The sequence below is a fragment of the Spirillospora sp. CA-108201 genome, from assembly GCF_050936235.1.
In the GTDB taxonomy this organism is placed as follows: Bacteria; Actinomycetota; Actinomycetes; order Streptosporangiales; family Streptosporangiaceae; genus Spirillospora.
This window is the reverse complement of sequence record NZ_JBNJNE010000001.1, coordinates 2,974,298-2,996,573: the sequence shown is the minus strand read 5'-3', so window position 1 is coordinate 2,996,573 and position 22,276 is coordinate 2,974,298. Positions and strand designations below refer to the sequence as shown.

Sequence of the window (22,276 nt, the reverse complement as noted above, 5' to 3'; positions counted from 1 at the left end):
GGCGGCATGAAACGCGCTTCCGGGGGGACGCATCCCGGCCGAGCGACGATCGGATTCGTGCTTTCGGTAGGGCGGCGCGGGTCCGCCGATCGTTGGCCCTGGCGTTAGGAGAAGACCGCAGATGACCGTGTCGCAGCAGGAGCCGACGCCCCCCGGAGACGACCTGCTCTCCTCCTCGCCCGGCGAGCGCGCGTACCGGATCCGCCGTGCTCTGGAGCGCCTGATCGGGGTGGCGGCGACGGAGGGCAACGCCGTGGCGCCCCTGCGCAACGGGGACGAGATCTTCCCCCGGATGCTGGAGGAGATCGCCGGGGCGCGGCGCACCGTCGACATGATGACCTACGTGTACTGGCGCGGCGACATCGCCCACCGGTTCGCCGACGCGCTGTCGGAGCGCGCCCGCGAGGGGGTGCGGGTCCGGTTGCTCCTGGACGGCATCGGCGCCTGGAAGATCGAGAAGGACCTGGTGGAGCGGATGGAGCGGGCGGGCGTGACGGTCGCCTGGTTCCGCAGGCCCGTGTACGTGTCGCCGTTCAAGCAGAACCACCGCTGCCACCGCAAGGTGCTGGTGGTGGACGAGCGGGTGGCCTTCACCGGCGGTGTCGGAATCGCGGAGGAATGGTGCGGTGACGCCCGCGACGAGAGCGAATGGCGCGACAGCCATTTCCGGGTCCGCGGGTCCGCGGTCGACGGCATCGCGGCGGCGTTCGCGCAGAACTGGGCCGAGTGCCACGACATGCTGTTCGACGACCGCGACTCCTTCGCCGGCCACGAACCGGCCGGTGACGCCGTCGTGCAGGTCGTGCGGGGGTCGGCCGGCGTCGGATGGCAGGACATGCAGACCCTCCTGCGCGTCGTTCTCCAGTTGGCGGAGAAGCGGCTGCGGGTGGCCTCCGCCTATTTCGCCCCCGACGACTACTTCGTCGACCTGCTCTGCGAGACCGTCGCCCGCGGCGTCGAGGTGGAGATGCTCCTTCCCGGCCCGTTCGCCGACAAGCGCGTGAGCCGGCTGGCGAGCCAGCGCCATTACGAGGACCTTCTGAAGTGCGGAGTGCGCATCAACCAGTTCCAGCCGGCGATGCTGCACACGAAAATCCTCACCATGGACGGAATGGTGTCGCTCATCGGTTCCACGAACTTCAACCGGCGGTCGATGGACCACGACGAGGAGGTCATGCTCGCCGTGATCGACCCGGATCTGACCGCGACTCTGGACGCCCATTTCGACGAGGACCTCGCCCGCAGTCAGCGGGTCGACCACGCGCGGTGGGCCCGGCGTTCCGTCACCCAGCGGGCCAAGGAGATGTCGATCGCCCCCATTCGCCGTTTCCTCTAGACCCCGGGGACCGGGAGCCCGGGGTTCCGGGGAAGGACCGTGAAGCGGTACGGGGTGAAGGCGGTGCCGTCCACGAGGAGGTCGCAGCGGTCGACGGTGGCGTCGGCGGCGAAGTGGGCCTGCTCGCGGACGGCCCAGTCCTCCCAGGCTCCGGCGTACTCGGCGCCGTCCCGGTCGAGGGCCCGGTCGCGGCGCAGGCCGTAGGGCGCGTCGATCCAGATCCGGTAGGCGGCGGGCGCCTTCGCCCAGGCGGAGCCGACGCCCTCGACGACGAGGACGGGCGCGGGCGGGATGCCCTCCTCGGGGCCGTAGCGGTCGTGGCGCCAGTCGTAGCGGCGCAGCACGGCCGGGCGCCCGTCCCGCAGCGGGCCGAGCACCGCGCGGCGCAGGGGCCGCCACCAGGTGAGCGGGTCCGCGTCCCACGGCACCCGGAAGTCGTCGGACCGGACGACCGGCGCGCCGACCAGGACCTCCGCCAGATGGCCCGCGAACGTCGACTTGCCCGCGCCGCTCGGGCCGTCCACCGCGACGACCCGCACCGGGCCGCAGGACGGCGGCAGCGCGAGCAGCCGCGCGGCGAGCGCGGGGTAGGTCACGGCGGATCGCGGCACGGACGGCATACTTCCAGGTACCGGCCCGCCGGGGGAGCCGCGCCTCCGGACGGAGCCGCCCCCCGGAGCCCCCGGAAGGAGAACGTCCCTTGCCCGGACCGCTCGAAGGCGTCGTGATCGTCGACCTGAGCCGCGTCGTGGCGGGCCCCCAGGCCACCATGACGCTCGCCGACCTCGGCGCCCGCGTGATCAAGGTCGAGCAGCCCGGCGCCGGTGACGAGACCCGGGGCTGGGGCCCGCCGTTCGCGGGCCCGGACCGGGTGAGCACCTACTACCTGTCGATCAACCGGAACAAGGAGTCGATCACCCTCGACCTGAAGTCGGACGAGGGCCGGGACGTCCTCGCCCGGCTCGTCCGGCAGGCCGACGTGCTGGTGGAGAACTTCCGGGCCGGGGTGCTCGACCGGCTCGGCTTCCCGGTGGAGCGGCTGAACGAGCTGAACCCGGGGCTGATCGTCCTGTCCATCACCGGGTTCGGGCACGACGGGCCCGAGGGCGGGCGGCCCGGCTACGACGCCATCGTGCAGGGCGAGGCGGGGATCATGAGCGTGACGGGGCCGCCCGGCACGCCGAGCAAGGTCGGCCTGTCGATCGCCGACCTCCTGGCCGCGGGCAACGGCGTCGCGGGCGTGCTGGCCGCCCTCTACGAGCGGACCCGCACGGGGCGCGGGACCGTCGTGCGCACCTCGCTGCTGGCCTCGGTGGTCGGCGCCCACATGTTCCAGGGGACGCGCTGGACCGTCGCCGGCGAGGCCCCCGAGTCGGTCGGCAACGACCATCCGTCGATCGCCCCGTACGGGACGTTCCGCTGCGAGGACGGGCAGATCCAGATCGGCGTCGCGAACCAGAACCTGTGGCGCAGGTTCGCGCCGATCGTCGGCCTGGACCCCAATGACGCCCGCTACGCGACGATCCCCGACCGCGCGGCCCGGCGCGCCGAGCTGACCGCCGACATCGAGCGGGTCCTCGCGTCCGGCACGCGCGACGCCTGGCTCGCGCGGTTCGGCGAGGCGGGCGTCCCGGCGGGCGCGATCCGGTCGATCGACGAGGTGTACGGGTGGGAGCAGACCCGTTCGCAGGGCCTGGTCATCGAGGTCGACCACCCGCAGCTCGGGCCGATCGAGCTGCCGGGGCCGCCGCTGCGCTTCGACGGCGCGCCGCCGCGCGGGCACACCGCGCCGCCGCTGCTCGGCGAGCACACCGGCGCGGTCATGTCCTGGCTTGAGGAACGGGAGAACGAGGAGAGGGGCCAGTGATGGATCTGCTCGGCGGGACGGGCGGCCCGGTTCGGGTCGCCGGACGGGAGCTGCCGCGCGACGAGCTGTTCGGCCGGGCGGCCGCCGTCGCGGCGGAGATCCGGGGCGCGGACGCGGTCGCCGTGCACGCCACGGCGTCCCTGGAGACGGTCGCGGCGGTCGTCGGCGGCCTCCTCGCGGGCGTCCCCGTGGTGCCGCTGCCCCCCGACTCCGGACCCGCCGAGCGGGCGCACATCCTCGGCGACTCCGGCGCGAGCCTGATCCTCGCGAGCGCGGGGACGGAGGTCTGCGGCGGCGAGCCGCCGCTCCTCCCGGTCGACCGGTTGCCCGGCCACGCGAGCGGCGGCGACGGCGGCGACGGGATTCCCGCCGACGCGACCGCCCTGATCCTCTACACGAGCGGGACGACGGGCCCGCCGAAGGGCGTCCTCATCTCGCGGGGCGCCATCGCCGCAGGGCTCGACGCGCTCGCCGAGGCCTGGGCCTGGACGCCCGGCGACGTCCTGGTCCACGGGCTCCCGCTGTTCCACGTCCACGGGCTCGTCCTCGGCGTGCTCGGGCCCCTGCGGGTCGGTTCGCCCCTCGTCCACACCGGGCGCCCCAAGCCGGAGCTGTACGCGGCGGCGGCGCGGGACGACGGCGGCAGCCTGTTCTTCGGCGTCCCCACAGTCTGGTCGAGGACGGCGGCGGACCCGTCCGCCGCCGAGGCCCTGCGCGGCGCGCGGCTGCTGGTGTCCGGGAGCGCGCCGCTGCCCGTGCCCGTCTTCGAGCGGCTCGCGGCCCTCACCGGGCACCGCCCGGTCGAGCGGTACGGCATGACCGAGACCCTCATCACGATCAGCGCCCGCGCCGAGGGCGACCGGCGCCCCGGCTACGTCGGCACGCCGCTGCCCGGCGTCGAGACCCGCCTGGTCGCCGAGGACGGCTCGGCCGCCGTCCCCCCGGACGGGGAGACGCCCGGCGAGCTGCACGTCCGCGCGCCGCTGCTGTTCAAGGGGTACCTCAACCGGCCCGAGGCCACCGCGAGGTCGTTCACGCCGGACGGCTGGTTCCGCACCGGCGACATCGCCGTGATCGACCCGGACGGCTGGCACCGGATCGTGGGCCGCGCCTCCACCGACCTCATCAAGAGCGGCGGCTACCGGATCGGCGCGGGCGAGATCGAGAACGCGCTGCTCGCCCACCCCGCCGTGCGGGAGGCCGCCGTCGTCGGCACGCCGCACGACGACCTCGGCGAGCAGGTCACGGCCTACGTCGTCGCGGACGGGGTCGGCGAGGAGCAGCTCGTCGACTTCGTGGCCGAGCGCCTGTCGGCGCACAAGCGGCCCCGCGTCGTGCACATGGTCGGCTCCCTGCCCCGCAACGCCATGGGCAAGGTCGTCAAGGCCCGCCTGGGCGAGCCCTAGGGGAGCAGCTCCGCGAGAACGGGCCGGACCAGGCCGCGGGCGAACGACTCGGGCTGGTCGGCGGCATCCTCGCCCTCCGCGAAGTACAGCAGGAAGCCCTGCTGGAAGCACGCGCCCATCATCAGGGCCGCCGCGGCCCCCGTGTCGGCGGAGGCGGCGACGCGGCCGAAGTCGCGTTCGGCGTCCAGATAGCGGGTCAGCGCCAGCACCGGGCCCTGAGGGCCCGCGCCGTACCTGCGAAGTAAGTACTCACTCACCCCCCCGCCCCCTCGGGCGTTCAGGAGGACACGATGAGGCTCACGGTGTTCGGAGCGACCGGCGGCACCGGCGTCCAGGTGGTCCGGCGCGCGCTGGACGCCGGGCACGAGGTCACCGCCGTCGTCCGCGATCCCGCCGCCCTGCCCGGCGAGGTCCGGGCCTGCGCCGACGTCCTGCGGGCCGACGTCATGGACCCGGCCGCGATCGAGGAGGCGGTCAAGGGACGCGACGCCGTCGTCACCGCGATCGGCACCCGCGACGGCCGCCGGCCGACCAGCGTCTGCGCGGACAGCGCGCGCAGCATCACCGCGGCCATGCGGGCCGCCGGGACCGAGCGGTTCGTGCTGACCAGCGCCTCCGGGCTCCACGCCGGGCCGGGCGACGACCCGGTCACCCGGTTCGTGGTCAAGCCGCTCGTCCTCGGGCCGCTCCTCAAGCACGCGTTCGCCGACATGCGCGCCGCCGAGGCCCTCACCCGCGACTGCGGCCTCGGCTGGACGATCGTCCGCCCGCCGCTCCTCACCGGCGGCCCCGGCAACGGCCGCTACCGCCGGGCGGTCGACCGCAACGTCCTCGGCGGCGCGTCCATCGCCCGCGCCGACCTGGCCACCGCGCTCCTCGACGTCACCGGCGACCCGTCCACCCTCGGGCGCGTCGTCAGCGTCGCGAGCTGAGCCGAGGCCGCGCGCCGGCCGCCCGCGGACATGACACCTGTCATGCCGATCGCCTGACGGCGCGCCGCCGGAACCGGTGACACGCGCTTCTACCGGGGCGCCCGCGCGGTCGCGACGCTGGTGTCATGGAGACGAACCCTGCCATCCGCGTCGACGGCCTCCGCCAGCGGTACGGGGACTTCGAGGCCGTCGCCGGGATCTCGTTCGACGTCGCGGCGGGGGAGCTGTTCGCGCTGCTCGGCACGAACGGCGCGGGCAAGACCACCACCCTGGAGACGCTGGAGGGGCACCGGACCGTCCACGAGGGCACGGTCCGGGTCCTCGGCCACGACCCGCACCGCGAGCGCCGCAGGGTCCGCCCGCGCATGGGCATCATGCTGCAGGACGGCGGCTTCTTCACCGACCTCACCGTCGCCGAGACCATCGAGCACTGGCGCGGCTTCACCCGCTCACCGCGCGAGCGCGACGAGGCCGTCGGCCTGGCCGGGCTCGCCGACAAGGCGGACGTGCGGGTCCGGCAGCTGTCCGGCGGCCAGAAACGCCGCCTCGACCTCGCGCTGGCCCTGCTCGGCAGGCCCGACGTCCTGTTCCTGGACGAGCCGACGAGCGGCATGGACCCCGAGGCCCGGCGCGCGACCTGGGACATCGTCGAGGAGGTGGTGTCCGGGGGCACGGCCGTCCTGCTCACCACCCACTACCTGGAGGAGGCCGAGCACCTCGCCGACCGGCTCGCGATCCTGCACCGCGGCCGGATCGAGGCGTCCGGCACGGTCGCCGACGTCGTCTCCGGGCACGGCGACCGCATCGACTTCCGGCTGCCCGAGCGCCTCCAGGTCGCCGAACTGCCGCCGCTGCGGGGCGTCCGCGCCGACGTCCGGGTGGAGGGCGGGCGCGCCGTCGCGTCCTACGCCGTCCCCTCCCGCCGCGGCGACGACCCCGGGCTCCAGGCGGGGCTCTACGAGCTGCTGCGCTGGGCCGACGAGGAGGGAGTCCGGCTGGACGGCCTGCGGGCGCGCAGCGCCTCCCTCGAAGACGTCTTCCTGCGCACCGCCGAAGGAGCCCCCCGATGAGCCCCGCCGAGATCAGCGCCACCGCCGTGCTGCGCGTCGCCCGGCTCGACCTCACCCTGCTCTGGCGGAACCGGACGGCCCTGTTCACCGCCGCCGGCCTCCCGCTGCTGTTCGCGGCCATGCTCGTCCCGGTCCGCGGCCAGAGGATCGACGGCGTGGACGGCGCCCTCCTCCAGGGCACCGGGCACCTGGGGTTCTTCCTGGTCTTCGCCGTCTTCATGAACCTCGTCAACGTGCTCACCGCCCGCCGCGAGGACCGCACGCTCAAGCGGCTGCGCGGCACCGCCCTCTCGGACGCGGAGATCACCGCGGGCGGCGTCCTCACCGCGACCGCGCTGTACGCGGTGCAGGCCGCCGCGCTGCTGGTCCTGCTCGGCGCCGCGATGGGCGGCCGGGTCCCCGCCGACCCGGTCCTGGTGCTGGCCGGTCTCGCGGGCGGCGCCGCCGTGTTCGCGACGCTCGCGTTCGCCGTCTCGGGGATCACCCCGAACGCGGAGCTGGCGCAGCTCACCGTCCTGCCGATCATGTTCGGCTGCATGCTCGGGGCCGGCGTCATGTTCCCGATGGACGGCCTGCCCGGCTGGGTCCAGGAGGCCTGCCGGTGGGTCCCGCTCAGCCCGGTCGTGGAGATCGTCCGGACGGGCTACTTCGGCCAGGACTTCGTGCACCGGCCCGGCCACCCGTCCGTCGGCCTCGCGGAGGGCTGGCTCGGCTGCGTGCGGCCGTTCCTCGTCCTGGCCTTCTGGGCCGCGTTCGGCCGCCTCCTGGCCGCCCGCTGGTTCCGGTGGGAGCCGCGCCGCGCCTGACGCACCGCCGACCCACCGTTACAGTGCGATGCGAGGAGGACAGGACATGGCGGTCGCGACCACGGCGGACATCGAGGAACAGGCCGCCCGCAGGCTGGAGCGCTACCGGCGGGTGACCTACCGCTCGTTCATGTTCGCCGCCGTGGGCTTCATCCTGCCCGGCCTGTTCGGGCTCGAAAGCGCCTACACGAAGGGCGACGTGGGCGTGCCCGTCATCGCCGCCGTCGTCGCGGGGCTGGCGGTGCTCGCCTGGTACTACACGCGCCTCGTCCGGGCCGGCCTCGAAGGCACCGCGTCCAGACGCGACGTCGTGGGCAGCGGCGCCGTCTCCGCCGCGCTGAGCCTGATGATGCTCACCGGCCCGTGGTTCAGCGTCGTCCCCGTCTTCTGGGTCTCGGCCGTGGTGCTGTCGCCGATGGGACGGAGACGGATCGTCTCGCTGTGCGCGGGCACCGGGGTGTACTGCGGGGTGGTCGCCACGGCGGCCGCGGAGCGCCTGTACCCCGACAGCGACGCCCCCTGGTACGCGATCTTCCCGGTGCTGGCCGCCCTGTACACCGCGACCTGCGGGTTCGTCGTGTTCGTCAACCGGTACCAGCGGCGCATGTGGGAGCTGCACCAGGAGGCCTACGCGGCCCGCGACGCCCTCGCCCGGCTCGCGGTCACCGAGGAGCGGCTCCGCTTCTCCCGCGACCTGCACGACCTGCTCGGCCACAGCCTGTCCCTCATCGCGGTGAAGAGCGAGCTGGCCAAGCGGACGGTGCGCGACGACCCCGACCGGGCGGGCGCGGAGATGGCCGACGTCCAGCGCGCCGCGAGGGAGGCCCTCCGGGAGGTCCGCGCCGCCGTCCGCGGCTACCGGGCCGTGGAGCTGGACGCCGAACTGGCCGGGGTCCGGGCCGTGCTGGAGGCCGCCGGCGTGCGCTGCGAGATCGGCCCCCTGCCGGACGGCCTGCCGTCGGAGGTCCGCTCGGTGCTCGCCTGGGTGATCCGCGAGGGCGCCACCAACGTCATCAAGCACAGCGAGGCGAGAACCTGCGCGATCGGCCTCGGTGTGTACGGCGACGCCCCCTACGGTGACTCCGTGGTCCTGGAGATGCGCAACGACGGCGTCCGCGGCGCCGAGAACACCGCGGGCTCGGGCCTGACCGGCCTCACCGAACGCGTCGCCGTGCTCGGCGGCGAGATCACCGCGGGCCGGCACGGCCGCGACGGGTTCCTGCTGCGCGCCGCCGTCCCGCTCCCGCCCGAGCGCGGGCGGGACGGGGACGGGGCCGCCGGCCGGACGCTCCCGGCCGGGAGCGCCGCGTGATCCGTGTCCTGCTCGCCGACGACGAGCACCTCATCCGCGGCGCCGTCGCCGCCCTGCTCGGCCTGGAACCCGACCTGGAGGTCGTCGCCGAGGTCGGCCGCGGCGACGAGGTCGCCGGCGCCGTCTCCGCCTACGACCCGGACGTGGCCGTCCTCGACATCGAGATGCCGGGCGCCGACGGCCTCGCCGTCGCCGAGAGGCTGCACGCCTCCGGCGCCCGCTGCGCGGTGTGCATCCTCACGAGCTTCGGCCGCCCCGGCTACCTGCGCCGCGCCATGTCCGCCGGGGTCCGCGGCTTCGTCGCCAAGGACGCCCCCACCGAGGAGCTCGCCAGCGCCATCCGCAAGATCCACGGCGGCGGCCGGTACCTGGACGCCGAGCTCGCCGCGAGCGCGATGGCCGCCGGCGACAACCCGCTCTCCGAGCGCGAGCGCGACGTGCTCCGCCTCGCCGGGTCCGGCGCCGAGACCGCCCGCATCGCGGCCGACCTGCACCTGTCCGAGGGCACCGTCCGCAACTACCTGTCCACCGCCATGGCGAAGATGGGCGAGCCCACCCGCGTCCGCGCCGCCCGCGCCGCGATCGACATGGGCTGGATCTGACCCGCGGGAACTCCTCCCGCCGGCGCCGCGGCCCCGTGCCGGGTGTCTCGAAGTGGCCGCGGCGATGCGCGCGAACGCGTGACCTGGCCGGTGGAGCGAAGCCGGAGGCGAGCGGAACCGGGCAGATCGCGAAGCGATGCCGCGTTCGCCCGGGCCCGGTCACGTAGCGAGCCGCCAGGCGAGCGAAGTGGGCCGGGACTGAATGAACACAGCCGCCAGGCGAGCGAAGTGGGCCGGGACTTCGAGGCACGGCCTAGTCTGGGGGCGTGAGCGAGCCATTGGTCGAGCGCATGCGGGGATTCGGCGAGACGATCTTCGCTGAGATGTCGGCTCTCGCCGTCCGGACCGGGGCCATCAACCTCGGCCAGGGCTTCCCGGACGAGGAAGGCCCGGCCGGGGTCCTGGACGCGGCGGTGGAGGCCATCCGGACGGGCGCGAACCAGTACCCGCCCGGTCCCGGGCTCCTCGGACTCCGCGAGGCCGTGGCGGCGCAGCGGCTGGAGCGGTACGGGCTGGCGTTCGATCCGGCGACCGAGGTGTTCGTGACCGTGGGCGCCACCGAGGGGATCGCCGCGTCCGTGCTGGCGCTGGCGGGGCCGGGCGACGAGGTCGTCGTGTTCGAGCCGTACTACGACTCCTACGCGGCCGTGATCGCGCTCGCCGGGGCCGTGCGCAGGGCCGTCACGCTGCGCCCGGTGGAGGGGCGCTTCACCTTCGACCCGGACGAGCTGCGCGCCGCCGTCGGCCCCCGCACCCGGGCGATCCTGGTGAACTCGCCGCACAACCCGTCCGGCACCGTGTTCACCCGGGACGAGCTGGAGGTCATCGCGGACGTCTGCCGGGAGCGGGACCTGGTGGCGATCACCGACGAGGTGTACGAGTACCTGACGTTCGACGAGGCCGAGCACATCCCGCTGGCGACGCTCGACGGCATGCGCGAGCGGACGGTGTCGGTGTCGTCCGCGGGCAAGTCGTTCTCCGTCACCGGCTGGAAGACCGGGTGGGTGACGGCGCCCGCCCGCCACGTCCGGGCCGTCCAGACCGTGAAGCAGTTCCTCACCTACGCCGTCAGCGCCCCGTACCAGCACGCCGCCGCGTACGCGCTGCGCGACGAGATCCCGTGGGTGGAGGAGCTGCGCAAGTCGCTCCAGGCCAAGCGCGACCGGCTCATCACCGGCCTTGAGGCGGCCGGGTTCGCCGCCTTCCGCCCGCAGGGCACCTATTTCGTGCAGGCCGACATCCGCCCCCTCGGCTTCACCGACGGCAGGGAGCTGGCCCGCGCCCTGCCGGAGAAGGCGGGCGTCGTCGCGATCCCCAGCCAGGTGTTCTACGACCACGCCGAGGCGGGCGCCCACTTCGTCCGGTTCGCGTTCTGCAAGAAGGACGAGGTCATCGACGAGGCCGTGAGCCGCCTCGCCCGCCTGCGCTGAGGGGGCCGCGGACGCCGTCGCGCACGGCCGGAAGTTGCCGAAGAAACGGCGTTCGTTGGGCGGATTTCGCCCGTGAGCGGCGGCCGCCGCGCGGGTTAGCGTCCGTCCCGTGACCTGGGGCCATGCGGAAGGACACGGCGGGCACGGCGGGACGCCGGGCGGCGAGCGGATCCTGATCGCCCTCGGCGGCAACGCCATGACCGCGCCGGACGGCAGCGCCACCCCGGACGCGCAGGCGGCCGCGATCGAGGCCGCGATGGCGCCCGTGGCGGAGCTGGTCGCGGCGGGCGCGCGGGTCGCGCTCACCCACGGGAACGGTCCGCAGGTCGGCAACCTGCTGATCAAGAACCAGCTGGCGGCGGGCGTGGTGCCGCCCGTCCCGCTGGACTGGTGCGGCGCGCAGACCCAGGCGACCGTCGGCGTGATGATCATGAACGCGCTGGAGCGGGCGCTGGCCGCGCGGGGCGCCGCCCGGCCGGTGTCGACGGTGGTGACGCGGACGCTCGTGGACGCCGCCGACCCCGGGTTCGCGGCCCCCGCCAAGCCGGTCGGCCGCTACTTCCCCGAGGAGGAGGCGCGCCGCTCGGCGGCGCTCGGCCAGGTGTGGAGGCGGTTCGGGGACCGGGGCTGGCGGCGCGTCGTCGCCTCGCCCGAGCCGCTGGAGATCCTGGACGCCGACGCGGCGGCCCTGCTGCTGGGCGCCGGGCACGTCGTCGTCGCCGCGGGCGGCGGGGGAGTGCCGGTGGTCCGGGCGGACGGGGCGCTGCGCGGCGTCGAGGCCGTCGTCGACAAGGACCTGGCCGCGCAGCTGCTGGCGCGCTGCCTGGAGGCCACCACCCTCGTGATCGCCACGGACGTGGAGAACGCGATGACCGGGTTCGGGACGCCGCGGGCCCGCCCGCTGCACCGCACGACGGTCGCGGAGCTGGCCGGGCTGGCCGCCGCCGGGCACTTCGCCGGCGGCAGCATGGGCCCGAAGGTCGAGGCGGTGCGGCGGTTCGTCGCGGGCGGTGGGCGGCGCGCCGCGATCACCTCGCTGGCCCGGCTCGGCGACGCCGCCCGCGGCAGGGCCGGGACGGTCGTGGAGGGCTGACCCCGGGTAGAGACGGTTCACCAGAGCGGTCGACGTCCGACCCGTCGGTGGACGATCCACAGCAGGCAGGAGCGATGACGGTGCCCGATCCGATCGAAGTCCGCAAGATCCCCATCGAGAGCGTGACCGACGCGTCCGGGCTGGCCCGGCTGATCGACGACGGCGTCCTGGAGGCCGACCGGGTCCTCGCGGTCGTCGGCAAGACCGAGGGCAACGGCGGCGTGAACGACTACACGCGGCTGCTGGCCGACCGGGCGTTCCGCGAGGTGCTGCTCGCCAGGGGCACCCGGACGGCGGACGAGGTGGCCCGGGTGCCGCTGGTGTGGTCGGGCGGCACGGACGGGGTGCTCAGCCCCCACGCGACCGTCTTCGCGACCGCGGACCCCGCCCGCGTCCCCGCCTCCGACGAGCCGCGGCTGTCGGTCGGCGTCGCGATGAGCGAGGCCATCCCGCCCGAGGACATCGGCCGTCCCGCGATGGTGGAGACCGTCGCCGCGGGCGTCCGCGAGGCCATGAAGACCGCCGGGATCGACGATCCGGCCGACGTCCACTACGTGCAGACGAAGACGCCGCTGCTCACCCTCGACACGATCAACGACGCGAAGGCGCGCGGCCGCGACGTGGTCACCGAGGACACCCTCAAGTCGATGGACATCTCCAACTCCACGACCGCGCTCGGCATCGCCGTCGCGCTCGGCGAGATCGAGGCGCCGTCCGCCGAGCGGATCCACAGGGACCTGTCGCTGTACTCGTCGGTGGCGTCGTGCTCGTCCGGCGTCGAGCTGGACCGGGCGCAGATCGTGGTCGTCGGCAACGTGCGCGGCATCGGCGGCCGGTACCGGGCCGGGCACGGGGTGATGCGGGACGCGCTCGACGCCGACGGGATCTGGGACGCCATCCGCTCGACGGGCCTGGACCTGCCCGAACGGCCCCGCACGGCCGACCTCGGCGACCGGCTCGTCAACGCGTTCATCAAGTGCGAGGCCGACCCGGGCGGCTCGGTCCGGGGCCGCCGCAACATCATGCTGGACGACTCCGACGTGCACTGGCACCGGCAGATCAAGGCGTGCGTCGGCGGTGTCGCCGCCTCCGTCACCGGCGACCCGGCGGTGTTCGTGTCGGTGGCGGCGGTGCACCAGGGGCCGTCCGGCGGCGGCACCGTCGCGGCCATCGCCGACCTCGGCTGACGGCGTCCGGGACGCGAAGAGTATCCGAGGAGTAGCCCCCTGTGGTCGCCGGAGGTTATAGCCTTCCTGGCGTGTCCGGACTGACCATTCCCGAACCGCAGTTCCCCGGGGACGACGGAAGCGCCGATCCCCGGTTGTGCGAGGCGCTCGCCGGGTACGCGTCCGGCCGTGTCGGCGTCCACGCGGTGCTGCGGCGGCTCCAGGGCGCGCGGCTGCTGGTGCCGATCGTCGCCGTCCTCACCGAGGAGGAGCCCGTCGCTCCCGGCGGGCTGCGGCGGGAGAAGTCGAGCGACATGGCGCTGCCCACCCTGATCGGGGAGGACGGGCGGCGCGGCGTGCTCGGCTTCACCTGCACCGAGACGATGCTGGCGTGGCGCGCCGACGCCCGCCCGGTCGCGGTGCGGGCCGGCGACGCCTGCCGCGCCGCGCTCGACGAGGGCGCCGACGCCCTGGTCGTGGACGTGGCGGGCCCGGTCCCGCTCGCCGTGGACGGGCTGCGCCTGCACCTGCTCGCCGACGGCCGCCCGATCCCGCCGCCGCACGAGGACCCCGACATCCTCGCCGCGGTCGATGCCGCGTTCGGCTCCGACCCCTCGGTCAGCGGGGTCCGCGTCGTCGAGGGCACCTCCGCGGAGATCGCCGTCCGGTTCGCGGTCGTCCCCGGGCACGACGAGCGCGGCACCGTCCAGCGGGTCTCCGACCGCCTCGCCGAACTGCTGCGCGGCCGGATCGTCGGCGGCGTCGAACTGAACGTGCTGCGCAGGTAGCCCGCGGGCGGGCGGGGCGAGGGCGCGGTAAATCGCTCGCGTCCGCCGCGGCCCCTCTGCGACGCTGGCGCCGTGATCGACGTTGATGCCTTCCTCACCGACGGGTACGTCCGGGTCGAGCGGGCGTTCCCCCGGGAACTGGCCGCGGAGTGCCGCGACATCCTGTGGCGCGAAACCGGCTGCGACCCCGACGACCCCGCGACGTGGACGCGCCCGGTCGTGCGGCTCGGCGACCACGCCGAGGAGCCGTTCCGGGCCGCGGTGAACACCGGCCCGCTGCACGCCGCGTTCGACGCCGTCGTCGGCGCGGGCGCCTGGCTGCCGCGCGCCGGTCTCGGCACGTTCCCGGTGCGGTTCCCCAGCCGCCTGCCGCCCGGCGACGACGGCTGGCACATCGACGCGAGCTTCCCCGGCGACGACCCGGTCGACTTCATGTCCTACCGGGTGAACGCCGCGTCGAAGGGCCGCGCGCTGCTGATGCTGTTCCTGTTCTCCGACGTGGGGGAGGACGACGGGCCGACCCGCATCCGCGTCGGCTCCCATCTGGACGTGCCGCCGATCCTGGAGCCCGCGGGGGAGGAGGGCCTGGCGTTCATGGATCTGGCGGCCAGGGCCGTGCCCGCGACCGAGCACCGCCCGCTCGCCTACGCCACGGGGCAGGCAGGCGACGTGTACCTGTGCCATCCCTTCCTGGTGCACGCCGCGCAGGCGCACCGGGGCGCGAACCCCCGGTTCATGGCGCAGCCGCCCCTGCTCCCGGCGGGGCCGCTGCCCGCGTCGTCTCCCGTGCGGGTCGCGATCGACCGGGCGCTCGCGCGGTCCTGACGCCGGACCGGCGGCGCGGCCGCCGCTAGAACCAGGTCGTGGGGAGGCCGTGGGACGGGCCCTCGCCGAGGACCACCGGCTCCCCGCCCGGCCACATCCGCAGCGTCACGACGTGCAGGACGTCGAGCCGCGAGGCGTCGCGTCCCTCGAACGACAGGTGCGCCACGGGCGCGTCGGGGGTGGCCGCCGCGCCCGCCCGCCCGATGCTCCGGTCGACGCGCGCCGCCTCCTCCCGCGACAGGTACGCGCGCATCGTCGAGTGCCACACGACCGTCACGACGCCCTGCTCGGGGGCCAGCCCCTCCAGGAAGTCCGCCGCGCCCGCCTCCACGACCGTCGCGGGAACGCGCTCGGCGACCTCGAACGCCGCCCGCAGCCGCGCCACCCGCGCCGCCTGGTCGGGCCACACGTACGACAGCAGCCGCCGCCGTCCGGCGGGCGAGGCTGCGTCCAGCGGATGCGTGTCGCACCCCCGCCGCTCGGCGATCGCGAGCGGCGCGCCCACCGGGGGAAGGCCCCGCCAGGCGTCCGGCAGGACGACCGGGGACTCCGGCCCGTACGCGCCGCTCTCGTGCAGGAACCGGAACCGGTCGGCGCGCAGGTTCAGCCCCGCGCTGGCCCCGATCTCCAGCAGCCTGATCGGCGGGGCAGGGGCGCCCGCGGGACGGCAGGCGCCGGCGATCGTGAGGAGCCCTCCGACGAGCGGCGCCGCCCGCCCGACCTCGTTGGTCTGCGGCGGGTCGAGGAGGCCGGCGCGGATCTCGGCGGCGTGCTCGGCCAGCACGTCCCGGAACGCGGGCCAGGCCTCCAGCGGGTCGTCCGTTCCGCCGGCGGTCGGGTAGTGCGCGGCGAGGTCCGGCGCCCGCCCCTCAAGGACGAGCCGGTGCACCGTTCCCAGCATGCCGAGGATGAACCCGGTGCCCGTGCGCTCCCCGAGTACCCCGGTCACGGCCCCGCCCGGATCGTCGGCCGCCCGCGTGAGCAACTCGGCGTACATCGGCGACCCCAGCTGGGCGGACGCCCGCGCCTGGCCCAGCAGGGCCCGCCTCGTTTCGGCCTCTCCCGAGCCGGATCCGCTCATCGCCACCTCCGCGAGGAGCCTCTCAGATACTGGACGCCGTCACGGGCGGGCGCGCGGAGTCAATAGGATTCCTCCCATGCTGCGCTGGTTGACCGCGGGGGAGTCCCATGGCCCGGCCCTGACCGCGATCGTGGAGGGGCTGCCGGCCGGTGTGCGCGTGACCTCGGGGGACATCGCCGAGGAACTGCGCCGCCGGAGGCTGGGCCACGGGCGGGGCGCCCGGATGAAGTTCGAGCAGGACAAGGTCACGATCATCGGCGGCGTCCGGCACGGGGTGACGCTCGGCGGGCCGGTCGCGATCGAGGTCGGCAACACCGAGTGGCCCAAGTGGGAGACGGTCATGTCGGCCGACCCCGTCGACGCCGACGTCCTCGCGGCGCAGGCCAGGAACGCCCCGCTGTCGCAGCCGCGGCCCGGCCACGCCGACCTGGTCGGCATGCAGAAGTACGGCTTCGACGACGCCCGGCCCGTCCTGGAGCGGGCGAGCGCGCGCGAGACGGCCGCGCGGGTCGCGCTCGGCACCGTCGCCAAGGCGTTCCTCCAGCAGGCCCTCGGCGTGGACGTCCTGAGCCACGTGATCGCGCTGGGCGAGGTCGAGGCCCCCGAGGGCGTCCTGCCGGAGCCCGGCGACCTCGCGCGGGTCGACGAGAGCCCGGTGCGCTGCTTCGACGGCGAGGCGTCGGCGCGGATGGTCGCGCACATCGACGAGACCAAGAAGGCCGGCGACACCCTCGGCGGCGTGGTGGAGGTGCTCGCCTACGGGCTCCCGCCCGGTCTCGGCAGCCACGTCCACTGGGACCGGCGCCTGGACTCCCGGCTCGCCGGGATCCTCATGGGCATCCAGGCGATCAAGGGCGTGGAGCTCGGCGACGGGTTCACCACCGCGCGGCGCCCCGGCTCGCGGGCGCACGACGAGATCGACGCGACCCCCGGCGGGATCCGCCGCCGCACCAACCGCGCCGGCGGCGTCGAGGGCGGCATGACCACCGGCGAGGTGCTGCGGGTGCGCGCCGCGATGAAGCCGATCTCCACCGTCCCGCGGCGGCTGGACACGATCGACGTCACGACCGGCGAGCCCGCCAAGGCGATCAACCAGCGCAGCGACGTGACGGCCGTCCCGGCCGCCGGGGTGGTCGCCGAGGCGATGGTCGCGCTCGTCCTCGCGGACGCGGCGCTGGAGAAGTTCGGCGGCGACTCCGCCGAGGAGACCGCCCGCAACCTGCGCGGCTACCTGTCCTCCCTGGCGATCAAGTGAGCGGATCGGACGATCAAGTGAGCGGTGCCATCCGACCGAGGGCGGTCATCATCGGACCGCCCGGCTCGGGCAAGTCCACGATCGGCGCCGCGCTCGCCGAGCGCCTCGGCGTCCCGCTGCGCGACACCGACGCCGACGTCGAGCGGGCCGCGGGCAAGCCGGTCGGCGAGATCTTCATCGACGACGGCGAGGAGCGCTTCCGCGAGCTGGAGCGCGCCGCGGTCGCCGAGGCCCTGGCCGGGCACGAGGGCGTCGTCTCGCTCGGGGGCGGCGCCGTCCTCGCGGCCGAGACGCAGGACCTGCTCGCCGGGCACACCGTCGTCTACCTGCGGGTCGGCCTGTCGGAGGCGATCAAGCGGGTCGGCCTGGCGTCGGCGCGGCCGCTGCTCGTGCTGAACCCCCGCAGCCAGATGCGCAAGCTCCTGGAGGAGCGGCTCCCGATCTACGAGCGGCTCGGCACCGTGCACGTCGACACCGACGGCCGCGACCCCGCCGACATCGTCGACGAGGTCGCGCGGGCCCTGGAGGGGGACGCGTGACGCGGGCGCGGGTGCACGTCGGCGGCGCCGACCCCTACGACGTGGTCATCGGGACGGGCGTCCTCGGCGAACTGCCCGCGATGGTCGGGGAGCGGGCCCGGACCGTCGCCGTCGTCCACGCCGAGGGTCTGCCGGAGATCGCCCGCCCCGTGTGCGGGGCGCTCGAACAGGCCGGGTACGCCGTGCACGCGCTGCCCGTCCCGGACGGCGAGGCCGCCAAGGAGGTCGGCGTCCTGGCCGGGCTGTGGTCCTCCTTCGCCCGCCTCGGCATGACCCGGACCGACGTCGTCGTCGGCGTCGGCGGCGGCGCCGCCACCGACCTCGCCGGGTTCGCGGCGGCCTCGTGGCTGCGCGGCGTGCGGGCGGTGCTCGTCCCGACGACGCTGCTCGGCATGGTGGACGCGGCGGTCGGCGGCAAGACCGGCATCAACGTCCCCGAGGGCAAGAACCTCGTCGGCGCGTTCCATCCGCCCGCCGGTGTCCTGTGCGACCTCGCCACGCTGGTGTCGATGCCGCGGGAGGACTACATCAGCGGCCTCGCCGAGATCATCAAGGCCGGGTTCATCGCCGACCCGGAGATCCTCGCCCTGGTCGAGGACGACCCGAAGGGCGCCGCGCGCCCCGACGGCCCGCACACCCGCGAACTGGTCGAGCGGGCCGTGCGGGTCAAGGCCGGCGTGGTGTCGGCCGACCTGAGGGAGGGCGGCCTCCGCGAGATCCTGAACTACGGCCACACCCTCGCGCACGCCATCGAGAAGAACGAGGACTACCGGTTCCGCCACGGCCACGCCGTCGCGATCGGCATGGTGTACGCCGCCGAGCTGTCCCGCCTCGCCGGGCGCCTGCCCGCCGGCGTCGTCCGGCGGCACCGGGACGTCCTGGAGTCCGTGGGCCTGCCGGTCTCCTACGCCGCCGACTGGCCCGGCCTGCGCGCCACCATGGCCATCGACAAGAAGTCGCGGGGCGCCACGCTCCGGTTCGTCGTCCTCGACGGCGTCGCCGAGCCGGGCCGTCTGGAGGGCCCGGACGAGGACCTGCTCGCCGCCGCCTACCGGGAGATCGCCCGATGACCCGCGTCCTCGTCCTGAACGGCCCCAACCTGCGCCGTCTCGGCGTCCGCGAGCCCGACACCTACGGGACGGCCACCTTCGACGACCTGGTCGCCGTCTGCCGCGACGCCGGCCGCCGCCTCGACCTCCAGGTCGAGGTGCGCCAGACCGACGACGAGGCCGAGATGATGCGCTGGCTGCACGAGGCCGCCGACGCGCGGGTCCCCGTCGTGCTGAACCCGGCGGCGTTCACGCACTACTCCTACGCGCTGCGGGACGCGGCCGCCCAGCGCACCGCCCCGCTCGTCGAGGTGCACATCACCAACCCGGCCACGCGCGAGGAGTTCCGCCACACCTCCGTGATCGCCGGCGTCGCCACCGGCACGGTCGCCGGCTTCGGCGCCATGTCCTACGTCCTCGCCCTCCAGGCCGTGGCCGAGCTGGTCGCCGAGAGCCCCTAGTCCTCCCGGGCGGCGCTGCGCGCCATGTCCTTGAGCTCGGAGACGACGTCGTCGAGCGGGGCGACGTCGCGGTGGGCGCGGCACAGGATGGTGGCGCCCTCGACGGCCGCGACGATGAGGCGGGCCAGGCGGGACGCGCGGTCGTCGGGGACGCCGGCGTTGCCGAGCCCGGTGGCGAGGGTGTCCTGCCAGCGCCCGAACGCCGCCGCGGCGGCGTCGGCGAGCTGCGGGGCCTCGTCGTGGGACTCGACGGTGACGGCGACGACGGGGCAGCCGGCGCGGAACTCGCTCTTGATCAGGACCTGCCGCCACCAGCCGGTGAAGGCGTCCACGGCGGACGCGGCGTCGCCGCCCTCGGTGGCGGCGAGGATGCCGGCGTTGAGGAACTCGCCGGCGTAGCGGACGGCCTCCTCGGCGAGCTGCGCCTTGCCGCCGGGGAAGTGGTGGTAGATCGACCCGCGCGGCGCGCCGCTGTGCGTGATGACGTCGCGGAACCCGGTGCCGCTGTAGCCGCGCTCGCGGAAGAGGTAGGCGGCGCTGCGCACCATGCGTTCCCTGCTGTCCGTCCCCATGGCACGATTATGACATTCATCATACGGTCTTCGCGTTGACCATGACAATCGTCATGGCGAACTGTGGCTATGCCGGGCGTCATACCTTCTACCCGCGAGTAGGGTCGGCTCGGGCACGCGATTCAGGCGGGGTCCGGGAGCCGGGCCGCCGGGGAGAAGGAGACGTTCGTGATCGACCTCCAGCGCGACGGAGACGTGTACGTCCTGCGGTTCGACGCGGGCGAGAACCGCTTCGGCCCCGACTTCCTCGACGCGGTCGAGGGGGCCCTGGACTCGGTCGCCGAGAACGAGGGGCCGGGCGCGCTGGTCACCGTCGGCACCGGCAAGTTCTACTCCAACGGGCTGGACCTGGACTGGCTCGGCGCCAACCAGGACCGGTTCGAGGAGTACCTGCGGCGCGTCCACGCCCTGTACGCGCGCGTCCTGTCGCTGCCCATGCCGACGGTCGCGGCGCTGAACGGGCACTCCTTCGCCGGCGGCGGCATGCTCGCCCTCGCCCACGACTTCGCCGTCATGCGCACCGACCGCGGCTACTTCTGCCTGCCCGAGGTCGATCTCGGGATGAGCTTCACCCCGGGGATGAACGCGCTGATCACGGCGCGGCTGCCGAAGGCCACCGCGCACGAGGCGATGCTCACCGGCCGCCGCTACGCCGCGGAGCAGGCGCGCGAGGCCGGGATCGTGCAGCGCGTCGCGCCCGAGGAGGAGGTGCTGCCCGCCGCCGTGGAGTGGGCGGCGTCGCTGGCGGGCAAGAACGGCGCGGTCGTGGCGACGATCCGCACCGCGATGTACCGGCAGGCGCTGGACGCGCTGAACGGCCCCGCTCTGCCGTGACCCCCTCCTCCCGGACGCGGGCCGGGAGTAGGTTACGTTTCGACTGGAATCGGATTCGGTTCAGAAAGGGGCGCGGGACACCATGCGCATCGGTATGGCGCTCAGCTACTCGGGCGGTTTCAAGGAGACCGTCGAGGAGCTCGCCGACTACGAGAAGGCCGGCCTCGACATCGTCTACGTCGCGGAGGCGTACAGCTTCGACGCGGTGAGCCAGATGGGCTACATCGCCGCCAGGACCGAGCGGGTGGAGATCGCCTCCGGCATCCTCAACATCTACTCGCGCACCCCGACCGCGATCGCCCAGACCGCCGCGGGGCTGGACTACGTGTCCGACGGGCGGTTCACGCTCGGCATCGGCGCGTCTGGCCCGCAGGTCATCGAGGGCTTCCACGGGGTCCCCTACACCGCGCCCCTCGGCCGCACCCGGGAGATCATCGAGATCTGCCGCAAGGTGTGGCGCCGCGAGCGGGTCCAGCACGACGGCAAGCACTACCACCTGCCGCTGCCCGAGGGGCAGGGCACCGGCCTCGGGAAGGCCCTCAAGCTCATCAACCACCCGGTGCGCGCCGACATCCCGATCATGGTCGCCGCGATCGGCCCGAAGAACGTCGAGCTGACCGCCGAGATCGCCAACGGCTGGGAGCCGATCTTCTACGTGCCGGAGAAGGCCGCGGACGTGTGGGGCGCCTCCCTCGCGGCCGGCAAGGCCAAGCGCGACCCCGCGCTCGGCGAGCTCGACGTGGTCGGGCAGTCCCCGCTCGTCATCGGCGAGGACGTGAAGGGCTTCCTGGAGTTCGGCCGTCCGATGGCCGCGCTCTACATCGGCGGCATGGGCGCCAAGGGCAAGAACTTCTACAACGACCTCGCCCGGCGCTACGGCTACGAGAAGGAGGCCGAGGAGATCCAGGACCTGTACCTGGACGGCAAGAAGGACGAGGCCGCCGCGAAGGTCCCGCAGGAGCTGCTGGAGAAGATGTCCCTCATCGGCCCCGAGGGGCACGTCCGGGAGCGGCTCGCCGCGATGAAGGAGTCCGGCGTCACGACGCTCAACGTGTCCCCGATCGCGGGCGACCACAAGGGCCGCCTCGCGCTGATCGAGAAGGTCAAGGAGATGGCGGCCGGCCTCTGACCGGCCGCCTCCGCCGCCGGCGGCGGAGGCGGCCGATCCGGAAACCCTTCCCGGGCCCGAGCGGCGGGACGTCCAGCTCGAACAGCACGCGGAGCAGGACGCCGCCGCCGAACAGGGCGGCCCCCCATTTCAGCGAGGTGCCCGGATCGCCCACCGAGCTCGCGGGGCGCGGATCGAGGCGGCCGCGCGGGTCGTACACGACCTGCACGCGTTCGCCTCGGTCCGCGACCTTGGACCCGGTCGTCATCGTCCGCACCCGCGGTTCGGCGCAGGCGAGGTCGTGGTCGTAGTAGACGTCCGTGGTCCTGTTCCCGTCGGCGTCGGTGCTGGTGACCTCGCGCTGGTCGACCTTCTGGACCGTGCACGTCGTGGTCCGGCCCCGCTCGTGCAGCGCCTGGTCCGACACCGCGCCCGCGACCATGGACGCCCCGATGACGAGCAGGAGGAAGGCGCCGAAAAAGACCAGGACGTTCACGTAGCGCAGCTGCGTGAAGACCAGCAGGGCGTATCCGGCCATCATCACCGCGAAGAGCAGCGCGGTGCCCGCCCAGTTGCCCGCCAGCGCCGACGGCCCGTAGGCGGTCAGGGCGGCCCGGCCGACGACCAGCGCCATGCCGGCCAGGGGCGCGCCGACCGCCATCAGCGCCGCCGGGGCCCAGTTCGGCCGATTCCCGTACCCCGCCATCGGAACCCGTTCCGTCGTCCATCCGTGTTCCCTGGATG

Annotated in this window: 24 protein-coding genes; 19 read left to right on the top strand and 5 right to left on the bottom strand. The window is 74.5% G+C overall.

The window, feature by feature from the left end:
- Window positions 1-121 precede the first annotated feature (121 nt).
- Window positions 122-1,336, top strand: coding sequence for a phospholipase D-like domain-containing protein (locus tag ACQEU6_RS14590; protein ID WP_499332303.1), 1,215 nt, complete (start codon window positions 122-124; stop codon window positions 1,334-1,336).
- On the opposite strand, the gene ACQEU6_RS14585 is transcribed toward ACQEU6_RS14590, so the two are convergent.
- Window positions 1,333-1,956: a uridine kinase family protein gene (locus tag ACQEU6_RS14585; protein ID WP_499332301.1), complete on the bottom strand. Its 624-nt coding sequence runs from the start codon at window positions 1,954-1,956 to the stop codon at window positions 1,333-1,335. The genes ACQEU6_RS14590 and ACQEU6_RS14585 overlap by 4 nt on opposite strands.
- A gap of 80 nt (window positions 1,957-2,036) precedes the next feature.
- Between ACQEU6_RS14585 and ACQEU6_RS14580 the strand changes: the two genes are divergently transcribed.
- Both ACQEU6_RS14580 and ACQEU6_RS14575 read left to right on the top strand, forming a co-directional pair.
- Entirely contained in the window at window positions 2,037-3,203 is a 1,167-nt protein-coding gene (locus tag ACQEU6_RS14580) for a CaiB/BaiF CoA transferase family protein (RefSeq protein WP_499332299.1), read from the top strand.
- Window positions 3,203-4,609 (top strand): acyl-CoA synthetase, encoded by a 1,407-nt coding sequence (locus ACQEU6_RS14575; RefSeq protein ID WP_499332298.1) that lies wholly within the window; start codon window positions 3,203-3,205, stop codon window positions 4,607-4,609. Before ACQEU6_RS14580 ends, ACQEU6_RS14575 begins: the two co-directional genes overlap by 1 nt.
- Here the strand turns inward: ACQEU6_RS14575 and ACQEU6_RS14570 are convergent.
- A complete protein-coding gene (locus ACQEU6_RS14570; RefSeq protein ID WP_499332297.1) occupies window positions 4,606-4,866 on the bottom strand; it encodes a hypothetical protein in 261 nt (86 codons plus the stop codon). The two genes, ACQEU6_RS14575 and ACQEU6_RS14570, sit on opposite strands and share 4 nt — an antisense overlap.
- 33 nt (window positions 4,867-4,899) lie before the next feature.
- Between ACQEU6_RS14570 and ACQEU6_RS14565 the strand changes: the two genes are divergently transcribed.
- The 10 genes from ACQEU6_RS14565 (at window position 4,900) to ACQEU6_RS14520 (ending at window position 14,633) form a co-directional block, all read left to right on the top strand.
- Window positions 4,900-5,541, top strand: a complete 642-nt coding sequence (locus ACQEU6_RS14565; protein ID WP_499332295.1) for an NAD(P)-dependent oxidoreductase — start codon at window positions 4,900-4,902, stop codon at window positions 5,539-5,541.
- Window positions 5,542-5,666: 125 nt separating this feature from the next.
- The gene (locus tag ACQEU6_RS14560) at window positions 5,667-6,611 is read left to right on the top strand and encodes an ABC transporter ATP-binding protein (RefSeq protein ID WP_499332293.1); all 945 of its coding nucleotides are present in this window, start codon (window positions 5,667-5,669) and stop codon (window positions 6,609-6,611) included.
- Window positions 6,608-7,417 (top strand): ABC transporter permease, encoded by an 810-nt coding sequence (locus ACQEU6_RS14555; protein ID WP_499332291.1) that lies wholly within the window; start codon window positions 6,608-6,610, stop codon window positions 7,415-7,417. The genes ACQEU6_RS14560 and ACQEU6_RS14555 overlap by 4 nt, the downstream gene beginning before the upstream one ends.
- Window positions 7,418-7,463: 46 nt before the next feature.
- Window positions 7,464-8,729 (top strand): sensor histidine kinase, encoded by a 1,266-nt coding sequence (locus tag ACQEU6_RS14550; protein WP_499332289.1) that lies wholly within the window; start codon window positions 7,464-7,466, stop codon window positions 8,727-8,729.
- Entirely contained in the window at window positions 8,726-9,331 is a 606-nt protein-coding gene (locus tag ACQEU6_RS14545; RefSeq protein WP_499332287.1) for a response regulator transcription factor, read from the top strand. The genes ACQEU6_RS14550 and ACQEU6_RS14545 overlap by 4 nt, the downstream gene beginning before the upstream one ends.
- A 266-nt stretch (window positions 9,332-9,597) precedes the next feature.
- Complete coding sequence (locus ACQEU6_RS14540; protein WP_499332285.1) at window positions 9,598-10,761, top strand: pyridoxal phosphate-dependent aminotransferase; 1,164 nt, start codon at window positions 9,598-9,600, stop codon at window positions 10,759-10,761.
- Between the two features lie 109 nt (window positions 10,762-10,870).
- A complete protein-coding gene (locus ACQEU6_RS14535) occupies window positions 10,871-11,854 on the top strand; it encodes a carbamate kinase (RefSeq protein ID WP_499332284.1) in 984 nt (327 codons plus the stop codon).
- 74 nt (window positions 11,855-11,928) lie between these two features.
- A complete protein-coding gene (gene bar / locus ACQEU6_RS14530; protein ID WP_499332282.1) occupies window positions 11,929-13,041 on the top strand; it encodes a barbiturase in 1,113 nt (370 codons plus the stop codon).
- Between the two features lie 71 nt (window positions 13,042-13,112).
- On the top strand, window positions 13,113-13,808 hold the full coding sequence (locus tag ACQEU6_RS14525; RefSeq protein WP_499332280.1) for an SseB family protein: 696 nt from the start codon (window positions 13,113-13,115) through the stop codon (window positions 13,806-13,808).
- 72 nt (window positions 13,809-13,880) lie between these two features.
- On the top strand, window positions 13,881-14,633 hold the full coding sequence (locus ACQEU6_RS14520; RefSeq protein WP_499332278.1) for a phytanoyl-CoA dioxygenase family protein: 753 nt from the start codon (window positions 13,881-13,883) through the stop codon (window positions 14,631-14,633).
- 25 nt (window positions 14,634-14,658) lie between these two features.
- On the opposite strand, the gene ACQEU6_RS14515 is transcribed toward ACQEU6_RS14520, so the two are convergent.
- Complete coding sequence (locus ACQEU6_RS14515) at window positions 14,659-15,714, bottom strand: DUF2332 domain-containing protein (RefSeq protein WP_499332276.1); 1,056 nt, start codon at window positions 15,712-15,714, stop codon at window positions 14,659-14,661.
- Between the two features lie 76 nt (window positions 15,715-15,790).
- Between ACQEU6_RS14515 and aroC the strand changes: the two genes are divergently transcribed.
- Genes aroC through aroQ form a run of 4 tightly spaced genes read left to right on the top strand, consistent with a single transcriptional unit; the run spans window position 15,791 to window position 19,018 of the window.
- A complete protein-coding gene (gene aroC, locus ACQEU6_RS14510; protein WP_499332273.1) occupies window positions 15,791-16,969 on the top strand; it encodes a chorismate synthase in 1,179 nt (392 codons plus the stop codon).
- Between the two features lie 17 nt (window positions 16,970-16,986).
- Window positions 16,987-17,508, top strand: a complete 522-nt coding sequence (locus ACQEU6_RS14505; RefSeq protein ID WP_499332271.1) for a shikimate kinase — start codon at window positions 16,987-16,989, stop codon at window positions 17,506-17,508.
- Window positions 17,505-18,578: a 3-dehydroquinate synthase gene (aroB, locus tag ACQEU6_RS14500; RefSeq protein WP_499332269.1), complete on the top strand. Its 1,074-nt coding sequence runs from the start codon at window positions 17,505-17,507 to the stop codon at window positions 18,576-18,578. The genes ACQEU6_RS14505 and aroB overlap by 4 nt, the downstream gene beginning before the upstream one ends.
- A complete protein-coding gene (gene aroQ, locus ACQEU6_RS14495) occupies window positions 18,575-19,018 on the top strand; it encodes a type II 3-dehydroquinate dehydratase (RefSeq protein WP_499332267.1) in 444 nt (147 codons plus the stop codon). The genes aroB and aroQ overlap by 4 nt, the downstream gene beginning before the upstream one ends.
- On the opposite strand, the gene ACQEU6_RS14490 is transcribed toward aroQ, so the two are convergent.
- Window positions 19,015-19,590 (bottom strand): TetR/AcrR family transcriptional regulator, encoded by a 576-nt coding sequence (locus ACQEU6_RS14490; protein ID WP_499332265.1) that lies wholly within the window; start codon window positions 19,588-19,590, stop codon window positions 19,015-19,017. The two genes, aroQ and ACQEU6_RS14490, sit on opposite strands and share 4 nt — an antisense overlap.
- Before the next feature lie 168 nt (window positions 19,591-19,758).
- On the opposite strand from ACQEU6_RS14490, the gene ACQEU6_RS14485 reads away from it, so the two are divergent.
- Both ACQEU6_RS14485 and ACQEU6_RS14480 read left to right on the top strand, forming a co-directional pair.
- A complete protein-coding gene (locus ACQEU6_RS14485) occupies window positions 19,759-20,424 on the top strand; it encodes an enoyl-CoA hydratase-related protein (protein ID WP_499332263.1) in 666 nt (221 codons plus the stop codon).
- A gap of 82 nt (window positions 20,425-20,506) precedes the next feature.
- Window positions 20,507-21,553: an LLM class F420-dependent oxidoreductase gene (locus ACQEU6_RS14480; protein WP_499332261.1), complete on the top strand. Its 1,047-nt coding sequence runs from the start codon at window positions 20,507-20,509 to the stop codon at window positions 21,551-21,553.
- Here ACQEU6_RS14480 and ACQEU6_RS14475 read toward each other — a convergent pair.
- Entirely contained in the window at window positions 21,528-22,238 is a 711-nt protein-coding gene (locus ACQEU6_RS14475; RefSeq protein ID WP_499332259.1) for a hypothetical protein, read from the bottom strand. The two genes, ACQEU6_RS14480 and ACQEU6_RS14475, sit on opposite strands and share 26 nt — an antisense overlap.
- Window positions 22,239-22,276 lie beyond the last annotated feature (38 nt).

Excerpts from the sequence above, each read along its gene's own strand:
- bar (WP_499332282.1), top strand. The coding sequence starts at position 11,929 with ATGACGGTGCCCGATCCGATCGAAGTCCGCAAGATCCCCATCGAGAGC.
- ACQEU6_RS14480 (WP_499332261.1), top strand. The coding sequence starts at position 20,507 with ATGCGCATCGGTATGGCGCTCAGCTACTCGGGCGGTTTCAAGGAGACC.
- ACQEU6_RS14555 (WP_499332291.1), top strand. The coding sequence starts at position 6,608 with ATGAGCCCCGCCGAGATCAGCGCCACCGCCGTGCTGCGCGTCGCCCGG.
- aroC (WP_499332273.1), top strand. The coding sequence starts at position 15,791 with ATGCTGCGCTGGTTGACCGCGGGGGAGTCCCATGGCCCGGCCCTGACC.
- ACQEU6_RS14560 (WP_499332293.1), top strand. The coding sequence starts at position 5,667 with ATGGAGACGAACCCTGCCATCCGCGTCGACGGCCTCCGCCAGCGGTAC.
- ACQEU6_RS14490 (WP_499332265.1), bottom strand. The coding sequence starts at position 19,590 with ATGGGGACGGACAGCAGGGAACGCATGGTGCGCAGCGCCGCCTACCTC.
- ACQEU6_RS14575 (WP_499332298.1), top strand. The coding sequence starts at position 3,203 with ATGGATCTGCTCGGCGGGACGGGCGGCCCGGTTCGGGTCGCCGGACGG.
- ACQEU6_RS14585 (WP_499332301.1), bottom strand. The coding sequence starts at position 1,956 with ATGCCGTCCGTGCCGCGATCCGCCGTGACCTACCCCGCGCTCGCCGCG.
- ACQEU6_RS14475 (WP_499332259.1), bottom strand. The coding sequence starts at position 22,238 with ATGGCGGGGTACGGGAATCGGCCGAACTGGGCCCCGGCGGCGCTGATG.
- ACQEU6_RS14565 (WP_499332295.1), top strand. The coding sequence starts at position 4,900 with ATGAGGCTCACGGTGTTCGGAGCGACCGGCGGCACCGGCGTCCAGGTG.
- aroQ (WP_499332267.1), top strand. The coding sequence starts at position 18,575 with ATGACCCGCGTCCTCGTCCTGAACGGCCCCAACCTGCGCCGTCTCGGC.
- ACQEU6_RS14515 (WP_499332276.1), bottom strand. The coding sequence starts at position 15,714 with ATGAGCGGATCCGGCTCGGGAGAGGCCGAAACGAGGCGGGCCCTGCTG.
- ACQEU6_RS14590 (WP_499332303.1), top strand. The coding sequence starts at position 122 with ATGACCGTGTCGCAGCAGGAGCCGACGCCCCCCGGAGACGACCTGCTC.
- ACQEU6_RS14550 (WP_499332289.1), top strand. The coding sequence starts at position 7,464 with ATGGCGGTCGCGACCACGGCGGACATCGAGGAACAGGCCGCCCGCAGG.